Genomic DNA, 22,057 nt, shown 5'->3' with positions numbered 1-22,057 from the left:
GAGGAGGGATATGCAGCTTCTTTCATTTTACTTGTAATTTTTAAGATATTCTTCCATTCGGTCAAGCCCTTCCTTTAGCATGTCCATTGAGCAGGCGTAGGACATTCGGAAAAACCCTTCCCCAAAAGAGGAAAACGCACTTCCAGGGACGACTGCTACTTTTCCTCTCTTCGCCAAATCTATTGCGAATTCAAAAGATGAATGAGTAATATAGTCCGGGATTTTTACAAAAAAGTAGAAGGCTCCATCAGGATTGACTGTACTAAGATTCATTTCTGACAACCGTCTGAATGCATAATCTCTGCGTTCTCTATATACTCTCGTCATGTCAGCTGCATCATTTTTTCCATTAGTAAGAGCTTCATATGCTGCATGCTGGGAAATCGATGAAGCGCATGAAACATTATATTGATGGACTTTTATAATGTGTTTTGTGATCGCGGCCGGTGCAAATAGAAGTCCGATTCTCCAGCCAGTCATGGAATGGGATTTTGAAAGTCCATTGATGACGATGGTTTGTTCTTTTAAATACTTTGCAATTGATTTATGCTTATGGCCGTAAACGATTTCACTATATATTTCATCCGCCAAAATAAAGATGTCTTTTCCTCTGACCAACTCGGCAATTTCCGATAGCTCTTCTTCAGTCAAACTGACTCCCGTGGGATTTGATGGATAAGGGAGGATGATGCATTTTGTCCGGTCTGTTAAATGTTGTTCAATGACTTCCGCCGACATACGAAATTTATTGGATGAAATATCAGCATAAATAGGATTGCCGCCGGATAACCGAATCAGAGGTTCATAGCCAGGATAAACAGGCCCAGGCAGGATGACTTCATCACCCTCTGATAATATCGTTCTTAATGTGATATCAATTGCCTGGCTGGCTCCTACTGTTACGATGGCTTCCGAGGCCGGATCGTAGGTTAAGCCATATTTTTCAGCCATATATTTACAAGCCGCTTCCCTTAATGGAAGGAGTCCGGCATTGTGCGTATAGGAGGTATGGTTTTGCTCAATGGCAGATATGCCTGCAGCTTTGATATGTTCGGGTGTATCAAAATCAGGCTGGCCGATTGTCAAAGAGACCATTCCCTCAATATCACTCACCAAGTTAAAAAATTTTCTTATTCCTGAGATTTCAATCATTTTTACTTTTTCATTGATTAAGTGTTCCAATGCCAATCTTCCTTCCTCGTGATTGTATGTTCATTTTATCACTCTTTTGTGCAATGATTAACTGAAATAGATTAACTTAATGATTTTGGGATAAATAATATAGTAAGAGTATTTGAAGGAGCCGTGCTATGATTCGAACATGTTTATGCAGGAATAATGGAGTCATCGAATACGATGCGCCCCTAAATAGATGCAAGGATGAAGATATTCTCTGGTATTGGGTTGATTTTTCAGATCCAACTTCTAAAGAGGATGTCCAATTAGAGGAGTTCTTCCATTTCCATCCCCTTGCTGTAGAAGATTGCCTTGACACTTTCAGCCAGAGGCCAAAATTGGATTTTTACGAAGGATATTTTTTTATTGTGCTGCATGCATTGGATCATGCAACCATTGATCCAAAAGAAGTAGATGTTTTCGTTAATGATCATTTCATCGTAACGTATCATAAACATCCTGTTCGTGAGATTAACCAAATATGGGATGGAATGAAGAACACCAGCGAGCCTTTAGGTCAAACCCCATTTAATATTCTTCACGCTATAATAGATAAATTTGTCGATGAGTTCTTTCCGCCTGTCTACAGTATTGAAGACCGCTTAAATGTAATTGAGGATAATTCCGGGGAAGAGACGGTTAATGAACTGATGGATCATCTATTTGATATCCGACATGAAATGTCCAAGCTTAGAAGATCGCTGATTCCTATGAGAGATCTTCTATATCGGATCCTTCACTCAGAAAGAATGGCTTTTTTGAAAGACCAGCAGCTATACTTTCAGGATGTTTATGACCACCTGATAAAGCTTGTGGAGATGCTGGAATCTTACCGTGATTTTTCAGCGGATATAAGAGATAATTATTTATCCATCAATTCAGATAAAATGAATAACATCATGATGACACTTACAGTAATCACTACGATATTCATGCCATTGACATTCATCGCGGGAGTATATGGTATGAACTTTAGAGTCATGCCCGAATTGCACTGGAAATATGGCTATTTTGCCGTATTGGGAGTGATGCTGATTATTGCTGCTATCATGTTCATGATGTTTATGAAAATCGGCTGGCTGCGGTTCAACAAACCGAAAATGAAGAGAAAAAGATTCCTGAAATTAAAGTAAATATTTACAAATTGCATTTCCATGCATTAAAGTTAAACTAATAATAATCAGAAATTGTGTTTTTGGGGGTTTAACCACATGGAATTGCTTGAAAAGAATGATATGATTGTCGAAAAAGAGCCGGTGTATGCCGGGTTTTGGAAACGATTTGCTGCTTATCTTCTAGATGGAATATTTTTAGGGATTCCTCTGGCAGGGATCACCGTTCTTGTTTTTCTTTTCTTCTTCGGAGCTACAGGCTTTTTTGAAGGAATTGATGATCCTGACTACGTTGATCAGGAACTCACAAACAGCCAGCTTATCGGTATGTTTGCTGCCTATGGCATAGTGGTCATCATTAATTTATTGGCATCCATCCTGTATTACGCCGGATTCCATTCATCAAAGATGCAGGCTACGCCAGGGAAGAGGATACTCGGACTTAAGGTTACTGACTTAAATGGCAATCGAATTTCATTCTGGCGTGCCTTAGGAAGACTTCTGGCCATGAGTTTCCTTTCCACAATCCTAATGATCGGCTACATAATTGCAGCATTTACAGAAAAAAAACAGGCGCTTCACGATCTCATCGCCGGAACAATAGTAGTAAAACGATAAAAGCTGCCATAAAGGCAGCTTTTATTTTGTCTAAAAAGAGAAGGAAATGCCTCTTTGAAAAGGAATATATAGAGGGTAGATAAGAAGATTAGGAGGACAATGCTATGAAAACGTCCATGAAAGAAGTCATGAAACATCATCAGGATTACTTGACCTGGCTTGAATCTTTAAAAGAAACCGATGAAAATTGGTTCCACGCACCAATCGGTGAAGGGAAATGGTCTCCAAGCGCCATCATCAGTCATATCATGTTTTGGGATGTTCATTGCATGGATGAAAAGTTCCCTATGATCGGGAGCGGCAACACAGTAAAAGATTTCCCTCCATTTGAAACAGTTAATCAGGCTGCATGGAAATATGCAAAAGATAAGAAAAGCGAGGAACTGATAGAGGAAGGTATGAGTACAAGGATGAAGCTGATCCAAAAGGCTGCAGTCTTCAAAGAGGAAGATCTCGATGTGAGATTTAAGGTCGGCAGCAATGAAATGACGCTGGCTGAATTATTCCTGGATTTTATATGGCATGATAAACACCATATGAATCAAGTGGATCAATTCCTCAAGACACGCACCGGTGGATGAAATAACCACATTTTTAATTATAAAACATAATTTCCTTCCATTTCATGATATAGTAAAAAATGATAGATTATAATAACCTCTTTGTCGGAAGGGTGAAACATCCATGGAAAATAATAAAGGTATTCTGCTTGAAAGCGGAACGAATGAATTAGAAATAATAGAATTCGAGTTGCAAAATAGTAAATTCGGAATCAATGTCATTAAGGTTAAAGAAATCATTCAGCCTGTACCAACAACTAAGATTCCGCATGCTCATCCTATTGTTGAAGGAATCATACAGCTTCGGGGAGAAGTGCTGCCGGTCATCAATTTAGCCAAGGCTCTGGATATGGAAATGGGTGCAGAGGTCGATCCTGCAAAGGAGAAGTTCATTGTTTCACAATTCAATAAACAAAGCGTGATTTTCCGAGTACATAATGTAACGCGTATACACCGGATTTCTTGGGAACAAATCGAAAAGCCTTCCCAGATGTATCAAGGCAGTGCAGTACAAGTCGTCGGTGTGATTAAACGAAATGACGAAATGGTCCTTCTGTTAGATTTCGAAAAAATCCTTTTGGATATTGATCCTGAATCCGGAATCCATACGGACAGAATAAAAAAGCTTGGTAAGAGGGAGAGATCTGAAAAACGGATTGTCGTCGCAGAGGATTCTCCGCTATTAAGAAAGCTTCTTCATGATACGCTAATGGAGGCGGGCTACGTCCATACAGAGTTTTTTGAGAATGGAAAAGATGCTTTCACCTATCTTCAGAAGCAAGCCGAACAAAGCGACGCTGCAAAGCTTCCAGATTTCATCATTACAGATATAGAAATGCCCCAGATGGATGGACATCATTTGACGAAAAAAATAAAAGAACATGCGATTCTATCTTCAATTCCAGTCGTTATCTTTTCTTCATTGATTACAGAAGATCTGAAGCATAAAGGGGAAATGGTTGGGGCAGAAGGGCAGGTAAGCAAGCCTGAGATAGAAGAACTGGTATTGTTAATGGATAAATTAATGAAATAAATATAAAAAAAGCGGACAAGTGTCCGCTTTTTTTGAACAATTAAGGCTGTTTTCGTAAATATTGTTGTTAAAATCTTAAAGCCGATTTTAACGTAAAAACACCTGTTTTGCGCGTTGAAATGGAGTATCCAGGCTCTTTTCTAGCTGAATTTTCTGCATAGATTGCAAAAGTTCTCCTGGTATAATGCGTAAAGCAACAAACTTTGAGAAAAGAGCTATAATTTTAAAAGAAACTGTCTCCAAGTTTCTTAAATACAGGCTTTGAATATTTTTTCTTGCCCGGAGGCTGCTTTGATTCTTCTTTGACGCCAGTGTATTTTTGCAGGAGGTTTTTAGCGTGAGTCAAAGGCATTCGATAATTTGGATTTCTTGTTGAATAGTCCAGTTCACCAAGGTGCGTCAGATTTTCAAAATCGTGTTTGCATGGGGGAATATGAAACAAGTATTCTCCACATTTAACGAGTACATCGGATTGCTGCTTGCTGAATTTGGGATTTTCCGAAAAGTGTAATCCAAGTTTTTTTGCTTTGCCTTCTTTAAGCATTTTGAGGATGGCTTGTCTTTTTAGGTTGTATAAAAATTTGGGGTTGGTAGCTGTTTTGGCATGCCGATTTACGGTAAAAATAGCACGGGAGAGGTTTTCTATAGTAGTGTTGGAAGGGGTGGTTTTTCCTTGAGAATTCAAGCTGGAATCTCCTTTCAATTTTAGTATAGGTCTGAAGATTTGTCCGAATTGTCTTGATTATACCACTTTTTCACTTTAAAGGAAAGACTCGAATGGAAAACAGCACCATTTAATTGATGCTGTCAATTTTGTCATTTATAAACATTTATCGTTTCGTTAACCGGAGCATACTGTAAATTCGGGTTTTGTTGAGGCATTGGCGGATATTGTTGTGGATAGCCTGGATATGCCGCCGGGTATGGAGCAGGATATGGAGCAGGATACGGTGCAGGATACGGCGGATAAGGATACGGTGGGCAGCATGGGCGGTTATATAAGAATGGTCCCACTGCCAATCCTGCTAATCCACCTGCCAAAAATGGAAGCAATCCTAGACCAAAAAAGAATCGTTCATCATTTCTATAATTCATGGGGGCTCGGTAAGGGTGATAGTATTGAGGATACATCAACTCATACCTCCTTTCTCTGTCAACATTTTATGTACAATAAAGACAGATGCGCCTGTCCGGTGGTAGGACAGGACAAACGTCTAGTATAAAAACTAATGGGTATATAGACCTATTTATTGCGATTTTATAAATTTTTCAGAATCATTCTAGTAAATACCCTGCAAATACTAGTAAAATAGTATTAAACCTATTTAGCTGAAATTCTGATTATTGATATCAATTTAAGAATGGGACGGGTAAAATAATTGAATCGATAGTTCAGATGTATGTGAACATAAAAGGATGGTATGATGGAGCAGCTTGAAAAGATTCTCAATAATGAACTACTAAATGAAAATAAAAATAAAATTAAAGAGATTCTCTATGAGGTCATTCTCCACCATATTAATGATGCTGTATTCATTATGAAAGTGGAGCATGGGGAATGCGAAAGATTCAAATATCTATTTGTCAATGAAATAGGATTGAAGCAGGCAGGTTTATCTTCTGAAAGCATTGGCAGCTATATGGATGAGGTCATTGGCGATCACGAAGCCTCCATCACTCTTCAAAGTAAATACAAGAAGATTCTGAAGAACTCAAAGGGAACTTCCTATTACGACAGAATTGAACTGCCAAATGGGAAATCCATCGTTAATCAGTCTATATTGACTCCTATACATAATGAAGAGACTGGTGAAATTGAATTTGTCGTAGCAATATCAAGGGATATGACAGCAACATTTGATGAAAAAAATATGCTGTTGGAAAGTGAACAGAGATATCGATCCATTATTGATCACAATCTTGATGCGATACTTTCACTGGATGATAAAGGCAGAATTATTAATGCCAATTCTGCGAGCAAATCAATGATGGGGTATTGTGAAAAAGAACTTGTTCAGCGATCAATCTTCAATTTGGTACCGGATGAAGAGCTTGCTTCTATTTCTCATATGCTAAAAGAAGCCCTCTCAGGGAATGCGAAAGAAATGAGCATTTGCAGCATCATCCACAAAAAAGGAAATGAACTGCTTGTACAGTTAAAGTCCATTCCCATTGTGGTGAATGATTCTATAATTGGCATCTATGTGATTATAAGAGATATGACTGAACATTCCCGAAATACGGAAACCATAAAGTATATGGCATTTCATGATCAATTAACAGGTCTCTGGAACAGACGTGCCCTTTTGGAGCATTTACAGGATGAAATTCCGAAAGCTCAAGCTGAAAGGGTGGAAATGGCCCTGCTCTATATTGATTTGGACAGGTTCAAATACTTCAATGATACATTGGGCCACAAGACTGGTGATGAAATTTTGAAGAAAATCGCTGACAGGCTCATGAATCTTTCGTTGATGAGATATAGGATCTACCGTCTGGGTGGGGATGAATTTGTCGTTGTCCTGCTTCAAGCCCATAGAAGCTGTGCAGAGAAAGCAGCACAGAAGATATTGGCTGTATTCAGTGAACCCGTTTACTTAATGGAGGAAGAATATTTTATCACTCCTTCAATTGGAATCAGCATGTTTCCGAGTGACGGAAAAGATACAGAATCGTTGATTAAAAGTGCCGACAGCGCTCTTTTCCAAGTCAAACAAAAAGGCAAAGCGCATTATCGGTTTTATAATGCAGATATGAATGTAGCCTTTCCGAATTACATTTTAATGGAGTCCCATCTGAGAAGGGCGATCGAAAAAAATGAGCTGATCATTTATTATCAGCCCCAAGTAAATTTGATAACGGGGAAGATGGATAGTTTCGAGGCGCTCCTAAGATGGCAGAATCCCGTATTTGGCTTTGTGGCTCCATCTCAATTCATCCCTTTAGCAGAAGATACAGGGTTGATTATACCAATCGGGGAGTGGGTCATTGAAAATGTATGCAAACAGATTGCATCCTGGAGAGAAAAAGGCCACCAAAATATTAGGATAGCCATTAATATCTCACCGAAGCAGTTTTTGCAGCACAAGCTGCCGGAATTCATCAAAAATGCCTTAATAAAGTATGATTTACCTCCAAATGTACTGGAAATCGAAATAACAGAAGGCGCGATGCAGGATACCAGGATGACGCTGATGATGCTTAATCGATTAAAAGAAATCGGTGTGGTCATTTCTGTCGATGACTTTGGCACAGGCTATTCTTCATTGAATTATCTTAAGAGGTTTCCACTTGACATATTAAAAATCGACCAGTCATTTGTAAAGGAAATCAAAATGAACAGCAAAGATGCTGCCATTACAAAAACAATTATTCACTTAGCTCATAGCCTTGGACTTGAGGTGATTGCTGAAGGGGTAGAAGATTTTAGCCAGGTGGAGTTTTTGCTCGATGCCAAATGCCAAAAGGCACAGGGATTCTATTTCAGTAAACCTGTCAGTCCAAATGAAATTGAAACGAATTTGCTTGTTGCAAATATGTAGCGATTGAGAATAGGCAAAGCCTGCAGTTCATATGGTATAAATATGGATTTTTGCGGGCTTTCTCTTTATTTTTCCTGAGTCATCGATTTTGACAATTTTTACATTGTCCATTAAAGTAATGTAGTCGGAAGATGTGTTCTCTGTAGAAAGGGGAGTTAGCCGATGAAGAAAAATGAAAAAATCGAAATGATGTTTCTTCCTATAGAAGAGGGCTTGATAAAATTATATATCTATGGGTTTAAATCTGCCGGGGCATGGGGTCAGGTTATTGCCGAATTCAATGATGTAACGATCAATATAAAGGGCTACAGCCGAAAAAAATCAATTGTCAGGGCGCTTGCCAAATTAAATAACGCTTTGATCAATAAGAGTGAATGAGATAGGGACAGTGACACTGTCTTTTTTTTTTGTCTTTTTTTAAGTGAGTTTAATAATAGTGAGAATATTGCGAAATGGGACAGAGGATTGGTATAATGAATGAGTATTCATTCAAAGATTTGCTATAAGGGGGATATATTAAGTGGAAAATAAAGTTGTGATTGTAACTGGTGGTTCAAGCGGGATGGGAAAATACATGGCTAAAAGATTTGTCGATGGCGGCGCCAAAGTTGTGATAACAGGAAGAAACTTAGAAAAGCTGGAAGCAGCGAAAAATGAAATTTCTTCATCAGGTGACGATGTACTGATCGTCCAAATGGATGTTAGGGAACCGGCACATGTTGAGAACATGATCAATGAGACCGTGAGAACGTTTGGTACAATTGATTACTTAGTCAATAATGCGGCAGGGAATTTTATTTGCCCTGCTGAGAAGCTATCGGTAAATGGATGGAAGTCTGTAATCGATATCGTATTGAATGGAACTTTTTATTGTTCACGTCTTGTCGGTGAATATTGGATCGAGAAGGGAATCAAGGGGAGCATCATCAATATGGTTGCTACTTATGCATGGAATGCCGGAGCTGGAGTCATACATTCAGCAGCAGCAAAGGCAGGAGTGCTATCCATGACACGGACGTTGGCAGTTGAATGGGGGCACAAATATGGAATCCGAACTAACGCCATTGCCCCGGGTCCGATTGAAAGGACTGGCGGCGCAGAAAAGCTATGGGAATCAGAAGAAGCTGCTAAAAGGACATTGAACAGCGTTCCCCTTCATCGCCTTGGAACACCGGAGGAAATTGCAGAGTTGGCTTATTTCCTATTCTCCGATAAAGCAGGCTATATTAATGGAGAATGTATAACAATGGATGGAGGCCAATGGCTGAATCCTTTTCCGTTTTGATTGAATTTGGAGAGAGACCTGCCATGGTGAAATGTTATATAATAGAGAAATGATATTGCATGGAACCGGAGGTCTGACAATGGATCCACTAGAGATACTAACAAAAAGTGAAAGGGTTGTACCATTTTTTCAGGCAATTTTCAGTGCAGATGAACATAGGGTCATCGGTTACGAAATCCTTGGCAGATTCCAAACAGGGGAAGAATTTGAAAGCTTGGGCCCATTCTTTCAGGATGTGCATATTCCAGAGGAATTCAGGATTGAAATTGATAATCTTGTTTTAACAAAAGCATTAGAGAAGGCATTGATGAGCGAAGAAGAAACTCTTTTATTTATCAATCGGGAACTCGACCTCTTAATGGCTGATAATGGTGAACAGCTTCTTTCCATACTTCAGGAATTTGAGGAGAAGGGATTGTCTTTAAATCGGATTGTCCTCGAAATTTCCGAAGGGAACTACAACGGTGATATAACGGATTTAAACCATTTTTTAAGATATCTGAAAGCGTTGGGTATCAAGATCGCTTTAGACAAGATGGGGGAAGAAAACGGACAGCTTGACCGGATAAGCCAGCTGTCACCCGATATATTAAAAGTTGACCTTAAAGCACTTAGGACAGATATCGGAAATACGACTTTAAAGGATATTCTATTTTCGATATCCCTCCTGGCGCGAAAAGTTGGGGCATCCCTTTTATTTACGAGTATTGAAATGGATTTTCAGCTTCAATTTGCCTGGCTGAATGGTGGAAGGTATTATCAGGGATTCTTCCTTCATAAGCCCAACAGTGATTTTACAGAAGAATATGTGTGCAAAAAAGAACTCCAGTCTAAATTTGAAAAATATATTGAACATGAGAAAAATAAATTAGCAATGGTCTACAGGCTTGCGGACGGACTGCAAGAAAAGCTTCAGCAGTTTTTTCTGAGCAGCAAAAAAGGGAGCGAACCGGATCCAACCTTGAAATTAATAGCGGAAGAATTAGAAGACATGAGCTTCAGACTTTATATATGCGACGAAAATGGAATTCAGCAGTCCTCCAACTATTTTAAGAAGGATAAGAACTGGATTTTGCAAGCTGAATATAAAGGGAAAAACTGGAGCTGGCGTCCGTATTTCCTTGAAAATATTGTTAAAATGAATCGTGATCAAAAAGGTCTGCTATCGGATTTATATAGTGATTTAGAAACCGGGCAGAATATCCGGACATTTTCATACCCGTTAAAAAACGGCCAATTTTTATTTATCGACTTGTCCTATGAATTTCTCTACGAACAGGAAGGACTGCTAAGGTAGGATTGAATACACGAGCCCCCTTTTGGGAATGGTAAGAATAAAAATTCCTGAAAGGATGGAGCTTTCATGAGTATATACATGATCATCCTATCCATCGTTTGTGTGGCTATTTTGGCATTTGCCCTTATTTACACTTTATTTATTGCCAAAGGCCAAAAAGCAGTGGAAGGTGAATTGGATTCAAAAATATCCGGGGCTGTCAAGGAACATTCTTATATACGGAACCCCATCTTCCTGACCTATATCATCATAATTGGTCTGGCATTGCTATATGTCGCATATGAAGCTTTTCAGCATAGGTATTGATTACAATCTTCTTATATGCTAAAAAAATAACCTCATATTGAGGTTATTTTTTTTGGGTCTTTTTAACCAGAATACCGCAAGTGTTGGTGGGTAAAGTCATATTATACAGATTATTGTTGGAATTTTACGAACGATTGAAGTCATATCGACACTTTTCACTTGCTACAATGAGGACAGACAAAAGGGAGATCGAAAGGAGAAGGACTGCATGAATCTAAAAATGGTCGGCAGGGGAGTTTTGTTATCGGCAGCGTTCCTTTTTATCGCGTTAGCAGTGTCTGCACCGGCAAAGGCATCTGATAGCAGAATGGACATGATTTCAGCAACCAAAGATGCTTTTCATGCCCAAGTCGCGTTAAGCGAAAAGGAAAGATCTATGGGGGAAGTAAAACAAGTATTGACACCTTATTTCACTGATGAGTTCATGGATAAATTCATAAATGAAAATATCGTTCAAACCGATAATGGATATCAGACATTCGGCTCTGACTTTGCGCAATATTTTATACCGTTTTTCACCTATGAGGATGGAAAGACAAAAGCAGTTAATAGTACTAAAGATGCTATTTATGTAATGGAAAAATTCGTAGATGATGGTGAAGGTCCTGTATCTTTTGAAGATGGCTATCAATGGGTTAGATGGATTCAAACGGATGATGGATGGAAAATCGATGATATCGGGATGGGCACTCCGGAAGATATCGCAGTTAAAAAGGAAACGGCTAAGAAAAAAGATGACACGCCAGCTTTGGCCAATCGTCTGATAGGGCATTTTTTAACTTCATTTTCATTTTCTCCATTTAAAGAAGCTTTTTATTTGTTCGGTTAATCATATAAAAATAAGGGCCCCTGGCAAAGGGGTCCTTATTTAATGTTTAAAAGAGAAGATATTTTCTCGAGATCAAATCCTATTACAGCTTCTCCATCGATGATAGTAACCGGTGTGGAAAAAGCTTTGTAATGGTTTATCAATTCTTTTTTTGCCTTGGAATCAATTTTTATGTTCTTCTCTTTAAATGGGATGGAATGTTCCTTGAGGAATAGTTTCACGATTTCACAAGGAGGACATTCCGGCTGTGAATAAACGATTACTTCTTTCATTTCAATTTCCTCTTTCATCAATAAAATCGTTGAACGCTTTTCATAGTGTCGCTTATTTTTAGGTTTCTGTCAAAAAGAGTATTTAGTAAATTCTTTCTAAGTGATTTTCTTTACAAAGTATGATAAAGTTTTTAAATGAGTTTTGTTTTTTGAAATGAAATGAACAAAATAAATCCTATTTCTGATTCACCCATTTTAATCAGAAATAGCTTATAATGTTGACGGATAGAATGGGCTTTTCCGCAAATCATACATTATAGAGAAGATGGAAAGGGGATTTAACATGTCTCAATTACTCGGAATTATTCAACGACTAAAAACAATGCAGGAAACAAACGAAAATGGTGAAGTACAGCAAAGACTTTTTGAAATGAACGGGAAGACACTTTGCCAAGTGAAATACTTTCCTTCCACTGGAGCTTTTGAACTTGAAGTTTATGATACAGATTCAAAAGCTAATAAATTTCAATTTGATGACATGGATATCGCTGCAATTGAAATTTTTGATTTATTGCAGGAAGAAAGAGATCCATCTAAATAAGATCCCGCTCAGGGGTCTTTTTTATTGAGGAATTCGTACACTTCTTACCAAAGGTTTTGAAAAAGAAAAAGAGGGAATGAAAATTAATGCCATCAATTCCTTTGCTGCATTCTTTTAAGTTGTGCAGAGGATGTGTAAAGCATTGGAAATTTATTTGTGCTACAATGATGTTGAATCTATGTCTATTTCAAAACGAGGGAGTTAATATGATTTCAGTGCAAAGCAAAGAATTTTTAGAAACAAAAATTGACGAACATATTATCCCGTCTGAGAAAGTTGCTCATGTTCAGATGGGGAATAATCTTGAACACGCATTATTACTTTTGACTAAAAGCGGATATTCTGCAGTACCTGTTCTGGATCCACAATATAAATTGCACGGACTGCTCAATTCTGCCTTAATAACAGAATCCATTTTAGGGTTGGAGAAAATCGAATATGAAAAACTCGAAAATAAACGGGTTGAAGATGTGATGATGACTGATTTTCCCCGTATTCGTCTAGGGGAAAATTTCAAGAAAGCAATGGATTTGCTGGTTGATAACAACTTCCTTTGCGTGGAGGACAAAGATGGAGTCTTTGAAGGAATCTTTACACGCAGGACTATGCTCAAACAGCTAAGGGGTTATGTCAATCGATTGAATCACTTATAAGATGTTAATAGAGCCAGGCAGCCGGCAGTAATACCGGATGCCTGGCATTTTAATGGTGAATGGTAGGGGATTGAAAAATGGAGGCTGCAACTTATAAAAAAAATGGGGATGCTATGCGGAAGACAAAAAGACCGCTTGTTTTGGCATCAGTCATGCTGGCCATGTTCATGGGAGCGATTGAAGCGACGATCGTTTCAACCGCGATGCCGGCAATTGTCAGCGACCTTGGTGGGTTTTCGCTATATAGCTGGGTGTTTTCTGCTTATTTATTGATGAATTCCATCTCGGTGTTAATCTACGGTAAACTGTCTGATATTTTCGGAAGGAAGCCTGTCATTACATTTGGTATCATACTTTTTCTGATTGGATCAGTATTATGCGGGTTTTCCCCTAATATGAAAATGCTCATTGTGTTCCGTTTGATCCAAGGACTCGGTGCGGGGGCAGTCATGCCGATTGCCACCACGATCGTCGGTGATATTTATTCTCCGGAGGAAAGAGCCAAAATACAAGGGTATTTATCCAGTGTATGGGGGATTTCTGCCATCATGGGTCCTGCCATCGGCGGATTTTTAGTTCAATATGTGGACTGGAGATATGTTTTTTGGATCAACGTCCCATTGGGGATTTTATCGATCATCGGTCTGGCATTTTTCCTTAAGGAAAATATCTCATCAAAGAAACCATCGATCGATTACGGAGGGGCAGGGCTGCTTACACTTCTTCTGTCTTCATTAATGATCATCCTGGTTGAGGGTGGCGTGCATTGGCCATGGGCTTCAGGTAAAGTCCTTGCCTTGTCGACTCTCGCACTTGTTGCACTGCTTGCTTTCATCTGGCAGGAACAAAGGGCTGTAAACCCAGTCATGCCATTTGATATCTGGAAAAACCGGTCCATTTTGATTGCCAATATTGTCTCATTGACAACCGGGGTCATGCTGATCGGGCTATCCAGCTTCTTGCCTGCATTTGTACAAGGGGTCATGGAAAAATCAGCGACAGTTGCAGGTTTCACTTTGACTGCGATGTCTATTGGCTGGCCGATTGCCTCTACCATTTCAGGAAGGCTGCTGATTAAAATCGGCTACAGGGCAACGTCCTTGATTGGAGGAGCGTCATTGATTGTCGGTGGTGTATTGTTTGTTCTAATGACACCAGCTGCTGGACCGATATGGGCCGCTTTCGGCTCATTCTTCGTCGGGATCGGCATGGGTCTCACATCCACTGCGTTCATTGTTTCCATCCAAAGCACCGTTTCCTGGGAAAAGAGAGGGATTGCGACAGCATCCAATATGTTCATGCGAAACTTGGGAAATACGGTCGGTGCTGCGCTCTTAGGAGGAATATTAAATAAAAATATCCTTGTCTATCTGACAGAGCATAATTCAGATAAGACCGATCATTTGAATGTAGACTCTACTAATCAGCTCTTGAATGCATCCGAAAGAAGCCATCTTGGTTCCGGAGTTAAAGAGCTGCTTCAGAACAGTTTGACGCATTCCCTTCATATTGTGTATTGGGCGGTACTGATATTTGCCGTCCTCAGTCTATTATTTATTTTCTTCCTGCCTAAAGACCGCAGGAGAGAAGCGAATTAAGGATGTCCAAAGAGGCATTCTTTTTTTGTATAATGAAAACTATGTAGATTGGTTATATAATATAAGCAAAACTTATTGAAGGGGGTGCGGCATGACATTTTCTGAATATCAGCTGTTGACTGTTCTTGCACAGGAAATGAATATGAGGAAAGCTGCTGAAAGGCTGTTCGTTTCACAACCGGCATTATCACAGCGGCTGCAAAACATCGAAAAAGAGTGGGGGACAAAAATCTTCATCCGTTCGCAAAAAGGATTATCATTGACACCTGCAGGCGAGCTCGTTGTCAAGTTTGCCAAGGAAGTCATCGAAAAGGAAGAACAAGTAAAGGAAGAAATGCAGTCACTTGAAACCCATGTGCATGGAACATTAAAAATTGCCTGCGCCTCTATTGTGGGGCAGAATTGGCTTCCAAAAGTGTTGAAGCGGTTTGTGGAGAAATATCCACATGCCAAAATTTCTCTGATCACCGGATGGAGCAGTGAAATCATAAAAGCACTTTATGATGATGAGGTTCATATTGGAATCATCAGGGGAACGCCTGATTGGAAAGGGCCAAAACTTCACTTGTTTAAAGACAGCTTATATTTGGTTGATAAAGAAATCAGGGATATTGAAGAAGTCCTGAAAACAGACCGCCCCTTCATCCAATTTAAAAGCGACTCCAACTATTATCAGGAAATTCAGGATTGGTGGCATCGCCATTTTCAAACGACCCCAAAAAGGACAATAGTTGTGGATCAGATCGAAACGTGCAAACAAATGACCATCAACGGAATTGGATATGCAATTTTGCCGGCTATTACCTTGAATGATGCGGATACTGATATTTATAAGGTTCCATTAATGGATGACCACGATTCTGCACTCCAAAGGGATACATGGCTGCTGGGCTATGAATCAGCGTTTCAGCTTAAGCAGGTACAGGCCTTCACTGAAGTAATTCAAGAATATTTACAATCAGATCCAACCGCCTTTTAATTCTTGTGTTAAATGCAGTTGTTTGATAAAGTATGTTCAGAAAGAACAGCAAACAAGGAGGAATACAGTCTTTATGAAAATGATGGATGCAAATGAAATTATTTCATTTATACAAAATAGTAAGAAATCTACGCCAGTAAAGGTGTATGTGAAAGGCAGTCTAGAAGGGCTGGAGTTCGGAAAGAATTCCCAGACATTCATTACCGGACAATCAGGTGTGGTATTCGGAGAGTGGTCTGAGATTTCTGAAGCCCTTTCTGCCAATAAAGAAAAAATCGAAGACTATGTCATTGAAAACGACCGCAGAAACTCTGCTATTCCAATGCTTGATTTGAAAAATATCAAGGCCCGCATCGAGCCGGGTGCCATTATCCGCGATCAAGTTGAAATCGGCGACAATGCAGTCATCATGATGGGATCTGTCATCAACATCGGTTCAGTTGTCGGTGAAGGTACAATGATCGATATGAACGTTGTCCTTGGTGGACGTGCAACAGTCGGAAAGAACTGCCATATTGGTGCAGGTGCAGTTCTCGCAGGCGTCATTGAGCCGCCTTCCGCAAAACCTGTCATCATTGAAGATGACGTAGTTGTAGGAGCCAATGCAGTAGTCTTGGAAGGTGTAACTGTAGGAAAAGGATCTGTGGTTGCAGCAGGAGCAGTAGTTGTCGACGATGTTCCCCCATATACAGTTGTAGCTGGTACACCTGCACGAGTCATCAAGAAAATCGATGATAAAACAAAATCAAAAACAGAAATCAAACAAGAACTTCGACAATTATAAATCGATATAGAAAGGTCAGCTCCATAAAAGTGGATCTGCCCTTTCTTTATAGGAGAAAATAATAATGACAATTAATCCTTTTGTTGCTCTTCGAAGAGATCTGCACCGTATTCCTGAGCTTGGCTATCAAGAGTTCAAGACACAAACCTATTTACTTGATTATCTGGAGTCACTTCCTTCTGAAAGAATGGAAATAAAAAAATGGAAGACCGGCTTTTTTGTCAAGATACAAGGAAAGAACCCGTCAAGATTGATTGGATATCGTACGGATATAGATGGTCTGCCAATTGAGGAACAGACAGGGCTGCCATTTTCATCGGAACATCAAGGGAAAATGCATGCATGCGGACATGATTTTCATATGAGCATTGCACTCGGTGTTTTGAGCCATTTTGTGAGAAATCCAATCAATGATGATCTTCTGTTCATATTCCAGCCGGCTGAAGAAGGGCCTGGAGGTGCACAGCCTATGCTTGAAAGCCCTGAAATGAAGGAATGGATGCCTGATATGATTTTTGCCCTTCACATTGCTCCTGAATATGCACCGGGGACTATAGCGGTCAAAGAAGGCATTCTCTTTGCCAACACATCGGAATTATTCATTGATTTGACAGGTAAAGGCGGCCATGCTGCATATCCTCATCACACGAAGGATATGGTTGTTGCCGCTTCCCACCTGGTCACTCAGCTACAAACCATTGTTTCACGCAATGTAAACCCTCTGGATAGCGCTGTGGTTACCATTGGGAAGATAACAGGAGGCACCGTTCAAAATATCATTGCAGAACAAGCAAGGCTGGAAGGGACGATCAGAACATTTTCTGATGAAGCGATGGCTTCTGTGAAAGAGCGGATAGAAGCCCTGGTAAAAGGAATTGAAGCAGGATTTGAATGTACTGCTTCCATTGATTATGGAAGCATGTATCATCAAGTATACAACCATGAGGGAATAACGGCTGAATTCATGGCCTTCCTTAAAGGGAGGCAGGATGTAAACTTGATAGAATGTAAAGAAGCTATGACTGGGGAAGACTTTGGCTATATGTTAAAAGAAATACCCGGTTTTATGTTCTGGCTTGGTGCAGGGTCTGAATATGGCTTGCATCATGCAAAACTTACGCCTGATGAAGCAGTCATCCCTTTTGCCATTGATGTTGTCACGGGATATATCGAGCACCTTGAAATTTAAAATGAAAAAGCTGCCGGAAATGCAACCGGCAGCTTTTTATTATTGACTGGTATTTTTCTCAATATAAACTTGGTGAGGATACGGAATGTCGATTCCATTTGCATCAAGTGTTTCTTTGATGGCTTTCCTTAGCTTCCGTTCAACTCCCCATTGTTCGCCATTTGCTGTCTTGGCAATGATTCTAAGGACTACATCCGAAGAACCCAAACTCTGTACCCCCAGAACATTGGGACCATCTACAATGTTAGTATCTTCAGAAGCAATTTTATCGCAAAGCTCCTGGAGAACCGTAATCGCTTTATCAATATCATCCTCATAGGAGATGCCGATATCGACGAGTGCCCTCATGTTTCCTCTGCTGTGATTGCTCAAGCTTGTTATTTCACGATTCGGTACAAAGTGCAGCGTTCCATCAAATCCACGTATATGAGTAGTTCGAATTCCTACATTTTCAACAATTCCTGAGAAGTTTCCTGTAGATACATAATCTCCAACTTCTACTTGTCTCTCAAGCAAGATGAAAAATCCTGTTACAAAGTCGCTTACAAGACCCTGGGCTCCAAATCCGATAGCAAGACCTACAATCCCCGCACCTGCTAAAATAGCGGTGACTTGGATGTTAAATACTTGCAGTACCGTGACGAAGAAAATGAAAATTAATATGTAGGAAAAGATATTCTTTGTCAAGCTCTCAAGGGTATGTGCTCTTGCTTCTGAAACGTTGTTGCGGTTTTTATACTGTGTAAAGCCTGTTGTGATCACTTTGTTCCCAAATGCTTTCACAATTAAATATACAATATAGATCGCAATGAGTTTCACAAAGATGATGCCAAGCTTTACAAATAAAGCGGTCCAATTATAATGAGTGATTTTTTCCCCCAATTGATTAAATGAGAAGAGAAGTTCCAATATAATCATCCTTTCTAAAGACTTATTGGAAGAAGCATTTTAGTTTATTCCCTAATAGAGAAATGATAAACTTGATTTATGTTCAAAAAAGGGGTAATTGGGCCATTCGAAGCCCATCACTTTTTGAGATTGGCCCGTTTAGTATGAGCCTGTTTTGGGAAAAACATTACAGTGGCACTGTTTCAATATAAGGGATAATTATTTTTTAATTAAATTAATTATAATGAGATGTTGACTAGGAACACGGCCTGTACTATAATTTTAACTGTTGATTTGGAATTAATTGAGAATGTGAAGATGATTTTCTCAATAATATAACTTTTTGGAGGGATTTTCTAATGGCAGAACGCATGGTAGGTAAACAAGCACCACGCTTTGAAATGGATGCTGTATTGGCAAACAAAGAATTTGGTAAAGTAAGCCTGGAAGAAAACATGAAAAACGATAAATGGACAGTTCTTTTCTTCTATCCAATGGACTTCACATTTGTATGTCCAACTGAAATCACTGCATTGTCTGACCGCTATGACGAGTTCGAAGATCTTGATGCAGAAGTAATCGGTGTATCTACAGATACAATCCACACTCACTTAGCATGGATCAAAACAGATCGCAAAGACAACGGCCTTGGAGATCTTAACTATCCATTAGCTGCTGACACTAATCATGAAATTTCCCGTGAGTACGGTGTACTCATCGAAGAAGAAGGGGTAGCTCTTCGCGGACTATTCATCATCAGCCCTGAAGGCGAAATGATGTACCAAGTGGTAAACCACAATAACATCGGCCGCGACGTTGATGAAACTCTTCGTGTCCTTCAAGCACTTCAAACTGGCGGACTTTGCCCAGCTAACTGGAAGCCAGGCCAAAAAACATTAAACGTATAATATAGTAAGATACATCATTGAATGCTGGAGGCCTAACAGGTAGTTAGGCCTCTTTTGAAATAAGGAGGAACGATTATGAAGCTTAGAGAACAAATGCCTGAATTAAACGGTGCAACAGAATGGCTGAACGGCGAAGTGACAAAAGCGGACTTAGTTGGCGAAAAGCCTACATTGATTCATTTTTGGTCAATCAGCTGCCACCTTTGTAAGGAAGCGATGCCGCAAGTGAATCAATTCCGTGATGATTACAAAGATAAATTGAACGTTGTAGCGGTACACATGCCACGTTCTGAGGACGATTTGAATATCGATGAAATAAAAAAAGTTGCGAGTGAGCATGGCATCACTCAGCCCATTTTTGTGGACAGTGAGCACAAGTTGACAGAGGCATTTGAAAATCAATATGTCCCAGCTTATTATGTATTTGATAAAGATGGAAAACTTCGTCATTTCCAAGCTGGCGGAAGCGGTATGAAAATGCTTGAAAAACGTGTGAACCGTGTATTGGATGAGTTAGATAAAGCTGAATAATGAGGAATATCCAAGGCTGCCGAGCTATCAATCGGCAGCTTTTTTCATTTCATTATAAATATTGTTTTCAGAATAGGGGGATTTGAATAATTTTTTAAAAAATTTAGCAGAAATAACTGGAAATTTATTTCGATTCTCGTTATATTAGTAATTACGTTCATTGGTTTTCAACAGAGGGGGGAGTTTTAAAGAATGGAAACATTTAAGAAATTAAAAGGCTTTTATTGGCCGCATAAGAAGTATTTTATTACATCGATGATATTCCTGGTGCTTGTAACAGGGATTACGATTGTCTATCCAATGATACTGCAAGTGACGATAGATGATGTCATTCTGAAAGGGAATTATCAGTTGATTCCTTATCTGGCACTCGGCTTCATTGGGGTAATGCTCATCAAAGGTGCTGCTACTTTTATCAACCAATATACAGGTGATTTGTTCGGGATTACATCCGTCTATCATTTAAGGAATGAGTTATATAAAAAGCTGCAGTATCTGCCATTCAAATATTACGACAATGCAAAGACCGGTGATCTGATGTCCAGGCTTACCGCTGATGTAGAAGGATTCCGCTTCTTTTTATCATTCGGGATGTCAGAGCTGCTTCGATTTGTTCTATTAATCGGAATCAGCTTAAGTGTCATGTTTTACTATTCCGTCTCTCTGACATTCGTCACAATCATTTCCTTGCCGTTTTTGGCCATTGCAGTATACAAGTTTGATAAAGCTGTCCATCCTGCGTTTAGAAGCATCAGAAAGTCATTTGGAAAGCTTAATACGAATGTCCAGGAAAATATCAGTGGAATCAACACAGTCAAATCTCTTTCGAGGGAAGAGTTCCAGATAGGGAAGTTCAATCATTCAAATAGTGATTATAAGGATAAATACATCTTTACCTCTATTATATGGGCAAAGTATTTTCCGCTAATGGAGTTCTTAGGGAATATATGTGTAATCGGGATGCTTGGATATGGCGGGTACTTGGTCATCAATGGCGATTTGATGCCGGGTGAACTGGTTGCTTTTTATAGTTTAGTAGGATACATCATCTTTCCAATCATGAACCTTGGGTTCGTCATCAATATGTTTTCCCAATCCAAAGCTTCCGGGGAGCGACTCTTAGAAATTTTAGAAGCTGACGAATTGATCAAAGATGTGGATGGGGCAATCGAAAAAAATCGCATTGAAGGATACGTAGAATTTAAAAATGTAGATTTAAAATATTCAGAAGATGATCAGGAGGCATTGTCCTCTATTTCATTTAAAGCTGAGCCGGGGAAAATCATAGGCTTGATTGGTGCTACCGGTTCAGGAAAAACAAGTATTACACAGTTGATAACAAGGTTCTACGAGCCGACAAATGGGGAGATTTTAGTTGACCATGTGCCGGTAAATGAGTATAGCCTGAATACGCTTAGGAGAAATATTGGATTTGTCCTGCAGGAGTCGTTCCTTTTTTCATCAACCATCAAAGCAAATATTTCATACGGACGGCCGGAAGCGACAATGGAAGAAATCATTGAAGCGGCGAAGAGGGCCCAGGCCCATGACTTTATCATGGAGCTTCCTGACGGTTATGACACGATGCTTGGCGAAAGAGGATTGGGGTTATCCGGCGGTCAGAAACAAAGGATTGCCATTGCTCGTGCCATCTGCGTCGACCCGGGCATTTTAATATTGGATGATGCTACCAGTGCTGTTGACATGGAAACCGAATTTAAGATTCAAAAAGCGTTTAAAGAAGTAATGAAAGGCCGTACAACTTTTATCATTGCTCATCGCATCTCTTCATTGAAGCATGCCGATGAAATATTGGTGCTCGAAAATGGGAAAATCGTTGAAAGAGGGAAGCATGACTTCCTTTTAAGCAACGGAGGACCATATCAGCGAATTTATGACATTCAATTCAAAGATAGAAACTATATCATGCAGTCTCAAATAGGGTGAGGTGAAGAC

Annotated in this window: 24 protein-coding genes; 20 read left to right on the top strand and 4 right to left on the bottom strand. The window is 39.6% G+C overall.

All coding sequences use genetic code 11. The features are described 5' to 3' along the window. Window positions 1-27: 27 nt before the first annotated feature. Window positions 28-1,182, bottom strand: coding sequence for an aminotransferase A (locus DFR59_RS01545; RefSeq protein ID WP_114744231.1), 1,155 nt, complete (start codon window positions 1,180-1,182; stop codon window positions 28-30). Window positions 1,183-1,310: 128 nt separating this feature from the next. On the opposite strand from DFR59_RS01545, the gene corA reads away from it, so the two are divergent. The 4 genes from corA to DFR59_RS01525 all read left to right on the top strand — a co-directional run bounded on the left by corA (window position 1,311) and on the right by DFR59_RS01525 (window position 4,499). Continuing rightward, window positions 1,311-2,309, top strand: a complete 999-nt coding sequence (corA, locus tag DFR59_RS01540; RefSeq protein ID WP_114743867.1) for a magnesium/cobalt transporter CorA — start codon at window positions 1,311-1,313, stop codon at window positions 2,307-2,309. A gap of 78 nt (window positions 2,310-2,387) precedes the next feature. Next, complete coding sequence (locus DFR59_RS01535; RefSeq protein ID WP_114743866.1) at window positions 2,388-2,906, top strand: RDD family protein; 519 nt, start codon at window positions 2,388-2,390, stop codon at window positions 2,904-2,906. Window positions 2,907-3,010: 104 nt separating this feature from the next. After that, window positions 3,011-3,487 carry a DinB family protein gene (locus DFR59_RS01530; RefSeq protein WP_114743865.1) on the top strand — a complete coding sequence of 159 codons (477 nt, stop codon included), beginning with the start codon at window positions 3,011-3,013 and terminating at the stop codon, window positions 3,485-3,487. A 103-nt stretch (window positions 3,488-3,590) separates the two neighbouring features. Then, window positions 3,591-4,499: a chemotaxis protein gene (locus DFR59_RS01525; RefSeq protein WP_114743864.1), complete on the top strand. Its 909-nt coding sequence runs from the start codon at window positions 3,591-3,593 to the stop codon at window positions 4,497-4,499. A 223-nt stretch (window positions 4,500-4,722) separates the two neighbouring features. Here the strand turns inward: DFR59_RS01525 and DFR59_RS01520 are convergent, their stop codons facing one another. Further along, complete coding sequence (locus DFR59_RS01520; RefSeq protein ID WP_114743863.1) at window positions 4,723-5,184, bottom strand: YkyB family protein; 462 nt, start codon at window positions 5,182-5,184, stop codon at window positions 4,723-4,725. A gap of 211 nt (window positions 5,185-5,395) precedes the next feature. On the opposite strand from DFR59_RS01520, the gene DFR59_RS20305 reads away from it, so the two are divergent. The 7 genes from DFR59_RS20305 (at window position 5,396) to DFR59_RS01485 (ending at window position 11,758) form a co-directional block, all read left to right on the top strand. After that, the gene (locus tag DFR59_RS20305; protein ID WP_158538282.1) at window positions 5,396-5,722 is read left to right on the top strand and encodes a hypothetical protein; all 327 of its coding nucleotides are present in this window, start codon (window positions 5,396-5,398) and stop codon (window positions 5,720-5,722) included. A gap of 201 nt (window positions 5,723-5,923) precedes the next feature. Further along, entirely contained in the window at window positions 5,924-8,041 is a 2,118-nt protein-coding gene (locus DFR59_RS01510; RefSeq protein ID WP_211318505.1) for a bifunctional diguanylate cyclase/phosphodiesterase, read from the top strand. Between the two features lie 162 nt (window positions 8,042-8,203). Further along, the gene (locus tag DFR59_RS01505) at window positions 8,204-8,419 is read left to right on the top strand and encodes a hypothetical protein (RefSeq protein WP_114743862.1); all 216 of its coding nucleotides are present in this window, start codon (window positions 8,204-8,206) and stop codon (window positions 8,417-8,419) included. Between the two features lie 142 nt (window positions 8,420-8,561). Then, a complete protein-coding gene (fadH, locus tag DFR59_RS01500; RefSeq protein ID WP_114743861.1) occupies window positions 8,562-9,326 on the top strand; it encodes a 2,4-dienoyl-CoA reductase in 765 nt (254 codons plus the stop codon). Window positions 9,327-9,405: 79 nt separating this feature from the next. Next, entirely contained in the window at window positions 9,406-10,623 is a 1,218-nt protein-coding gene (locus tag DFR59_RS01495; RefSeq protein WP_114743860.1) for an EAL domain-containing protein, read from the top strand. Between the two features lie 66 nt (window positions 10,624-10,689). Then, window positions 10,690-10,929, top strand: coding sequence for a hypothetical protein (locus DFR59_RS01490; protein ID WP_114743859.1), 240 nt, complete (start codon window positions 10,690-10,692; stop codon window positions 10,927-10,929). 208 nt (window positions 10,930-11,137) lie between these two features. Continuing rightward, on the top strand, window positions 11,138-11,758 hold the full coding sequence (locus DFR59_RS01485) for a DUF3993 domain-containing protein (protein WP_114743858.1): 621 nt from the start codon (window positions 11,138-11,140) through the stop codon (window positions 11,756-11,758). A 35-nt stretch (window positions 11,759-11,793) separates the two neighbouring features. On the opposite strand, the gene DFR59_RS01480 is transcribed toward DFR59_RS01485, so the two are convergent. Continuing rightward, a complete protein-coding gene (locus DFR59_RS01480; RefSeq protein WP_114743857.1) occupies window positions 11,794-12,030 on the bottom strand; it encodes a glutaredoxin family protein in 237 nt (78 codons plus the stop codon). A 283-nt stretch (window positions 12,031-12,313) separates the two neighbouring features. Between DFR59_RS01480 and DFR59_RS01475 the strand changes: the two genes are divergently transcribed. The 6 genes from DFR59_RS01475 to DFR59_RS01450 all read left to right on the top strand — a co-directional run bounded on the left by DFR59_RS01475 (window position 12,314) and on the right by DFR59_RS01450 (window position 17,774). Beyond that, a complete protein-coding gene (locus tag DFR59_RS01475; RefSeq protein WP_114743856.1) occupies window positions 12,314-12,571 on the top strand; it encodes a YkuJ family protein in 258 nt (85 codons plus the stop codon). 206 nt (window positions 12,572-12,777) lie between these two features. Then, the gene (gene cbpB / locus DFR59_RS01470) at window positions 12,778-13,224 is read left to right on the top strand and encodes a cyclic-di-AMP-binding protein CbpB (protein ID WP_114743855.1); all 447 of its coding nucleotides are present in this window, start codon (window positions 12,778-12,780) and stop codon (window positions 13,222-13,224) included. Window positions 13,225-13,301: 77 nt separating this feature from the next. Then, complete coding sequence (locus DFR59_RS01465; protein ID WP_114743854.1) at window positions 13,302-14,822, top strand: MDR family MFS transporter; 1,521 nt, start codon at window positions 13,302-13,304, stop codon at window positions 14,820-14,822. Between the two features lie 91 nt (window positions 14,823-14,913). Then, window positions 14,914-15,801 carry a transcriptional regulator CcpC gene (locus DFR59_RS01460; protein WP_114743853.1) on the top strand — a complete coding sequence of 296 codons (888 nt, stop codon included), beginning with the start codon at window positions 14,914-14,916 and terminating at the stop codon, window positions 15,799-15,801. Between the two features lie 73 nt (window positions 15,802-15,874). After that, window positions 15,875-16,585, top strand: a complete 711-nt coding sequence (gene dapD, locus DFR59_RS01455) for a 2,3,4,5-tetrahydropyridine-2,6-dicarboxylate N-acetyltransferase (protein WP_114743852.1) — start codon at window positions 15,875-15,877, stop codon at window positions 16,583-16,585. Between the two features lie 64 nt (window positions 16,586-16,649). Further along, the gene (locus tag DFR59_RS01450; RefSeq protein WP_211318504.1) at window positions 16,650-17,774 is read left to right on the top strand and encodes an N-acetyldiaminopimelate deacetylase; all 1,125 of its coding nucleotides are present in this window, start codon (window positions 16,650-16,652) and stop codon (window positions 17,772-17,774) included. 39 nt (window positions 17,775-17,813) lie between these two features. Here DFR59_RS01450 and DFR59_RS01445 read toward each other — a convergent pair whose 3' ends face one another. After that, on the bottom strand, window positions 17,814-18,683 hold the full coding sequence (locus tag DFR59_RS01445; protein WP_425454681.1) for a mechanosensitive ion channel family protein: 870 nt from the start codon (window positions 18,681-18,683) through the stop codon (window positions 17,814-17,816). 338 nt (window positions 18,684-19,021) lie between these two features. On the opposite strand from DFR59_RS01445, the gene DFR59_RS01440 reads away from it, so the two are divergent. The 3 genes from DFR59_RS01440 to DFR59_RS01430 all read left to right on the top strand — a co-directional run bounded on the left by DFR59_RS01440 (window position 19,022) and on the right by DFR59_RS01430 (window position 22,048). Beyond that, entirely contained in the window at window positions 19,022-19,570 is a 549-nt protein-coding gene (locus DFR59_RS01440; RefSeq protein WP_114743849.1) for a peroxiredoxin, read from the top strand. A 75-nt stretch (window positions 19,571-19,645) separates the two neighbouring features. Then, entirely contained in the window at window positions 19,646-20,101 is a 456-nt protein-coding gene (locus DFR59_RS01435; protein ID WP_114743848.1) for a TlpA family protein disulfide reductase, read from the top strand. A 192-nt stretch (window positions 20,102-20,293) separates the two neighbouring features. Continuing rightward, entirely contained in the window at window positions 20,294-22,048 is a 1,755-nt protein-coding gene (locus DFR59_RS01430; protein WP_114743847.1) for an ABC transporter ATP-binding protein, read from the top strand. Window positions 22,049-22,057 lie beyond the last annotated feature (9 nt).

The sequence above is a fragment of the Falsibacillus pallidus genome, from assembly GCF_003350505.1.
Classification (GTDB): domain Bacteria; phylum Bacillota; class Bacilli; order Bacillales; family DSM-25281; genus Falsibacillus; species Falsibacillus pallidus.
The sequence above is the reverse complement of the archived record's forward strand: the minus strand, read 5'-3'. Positions and strand labels throughout refer to the sequence as shown.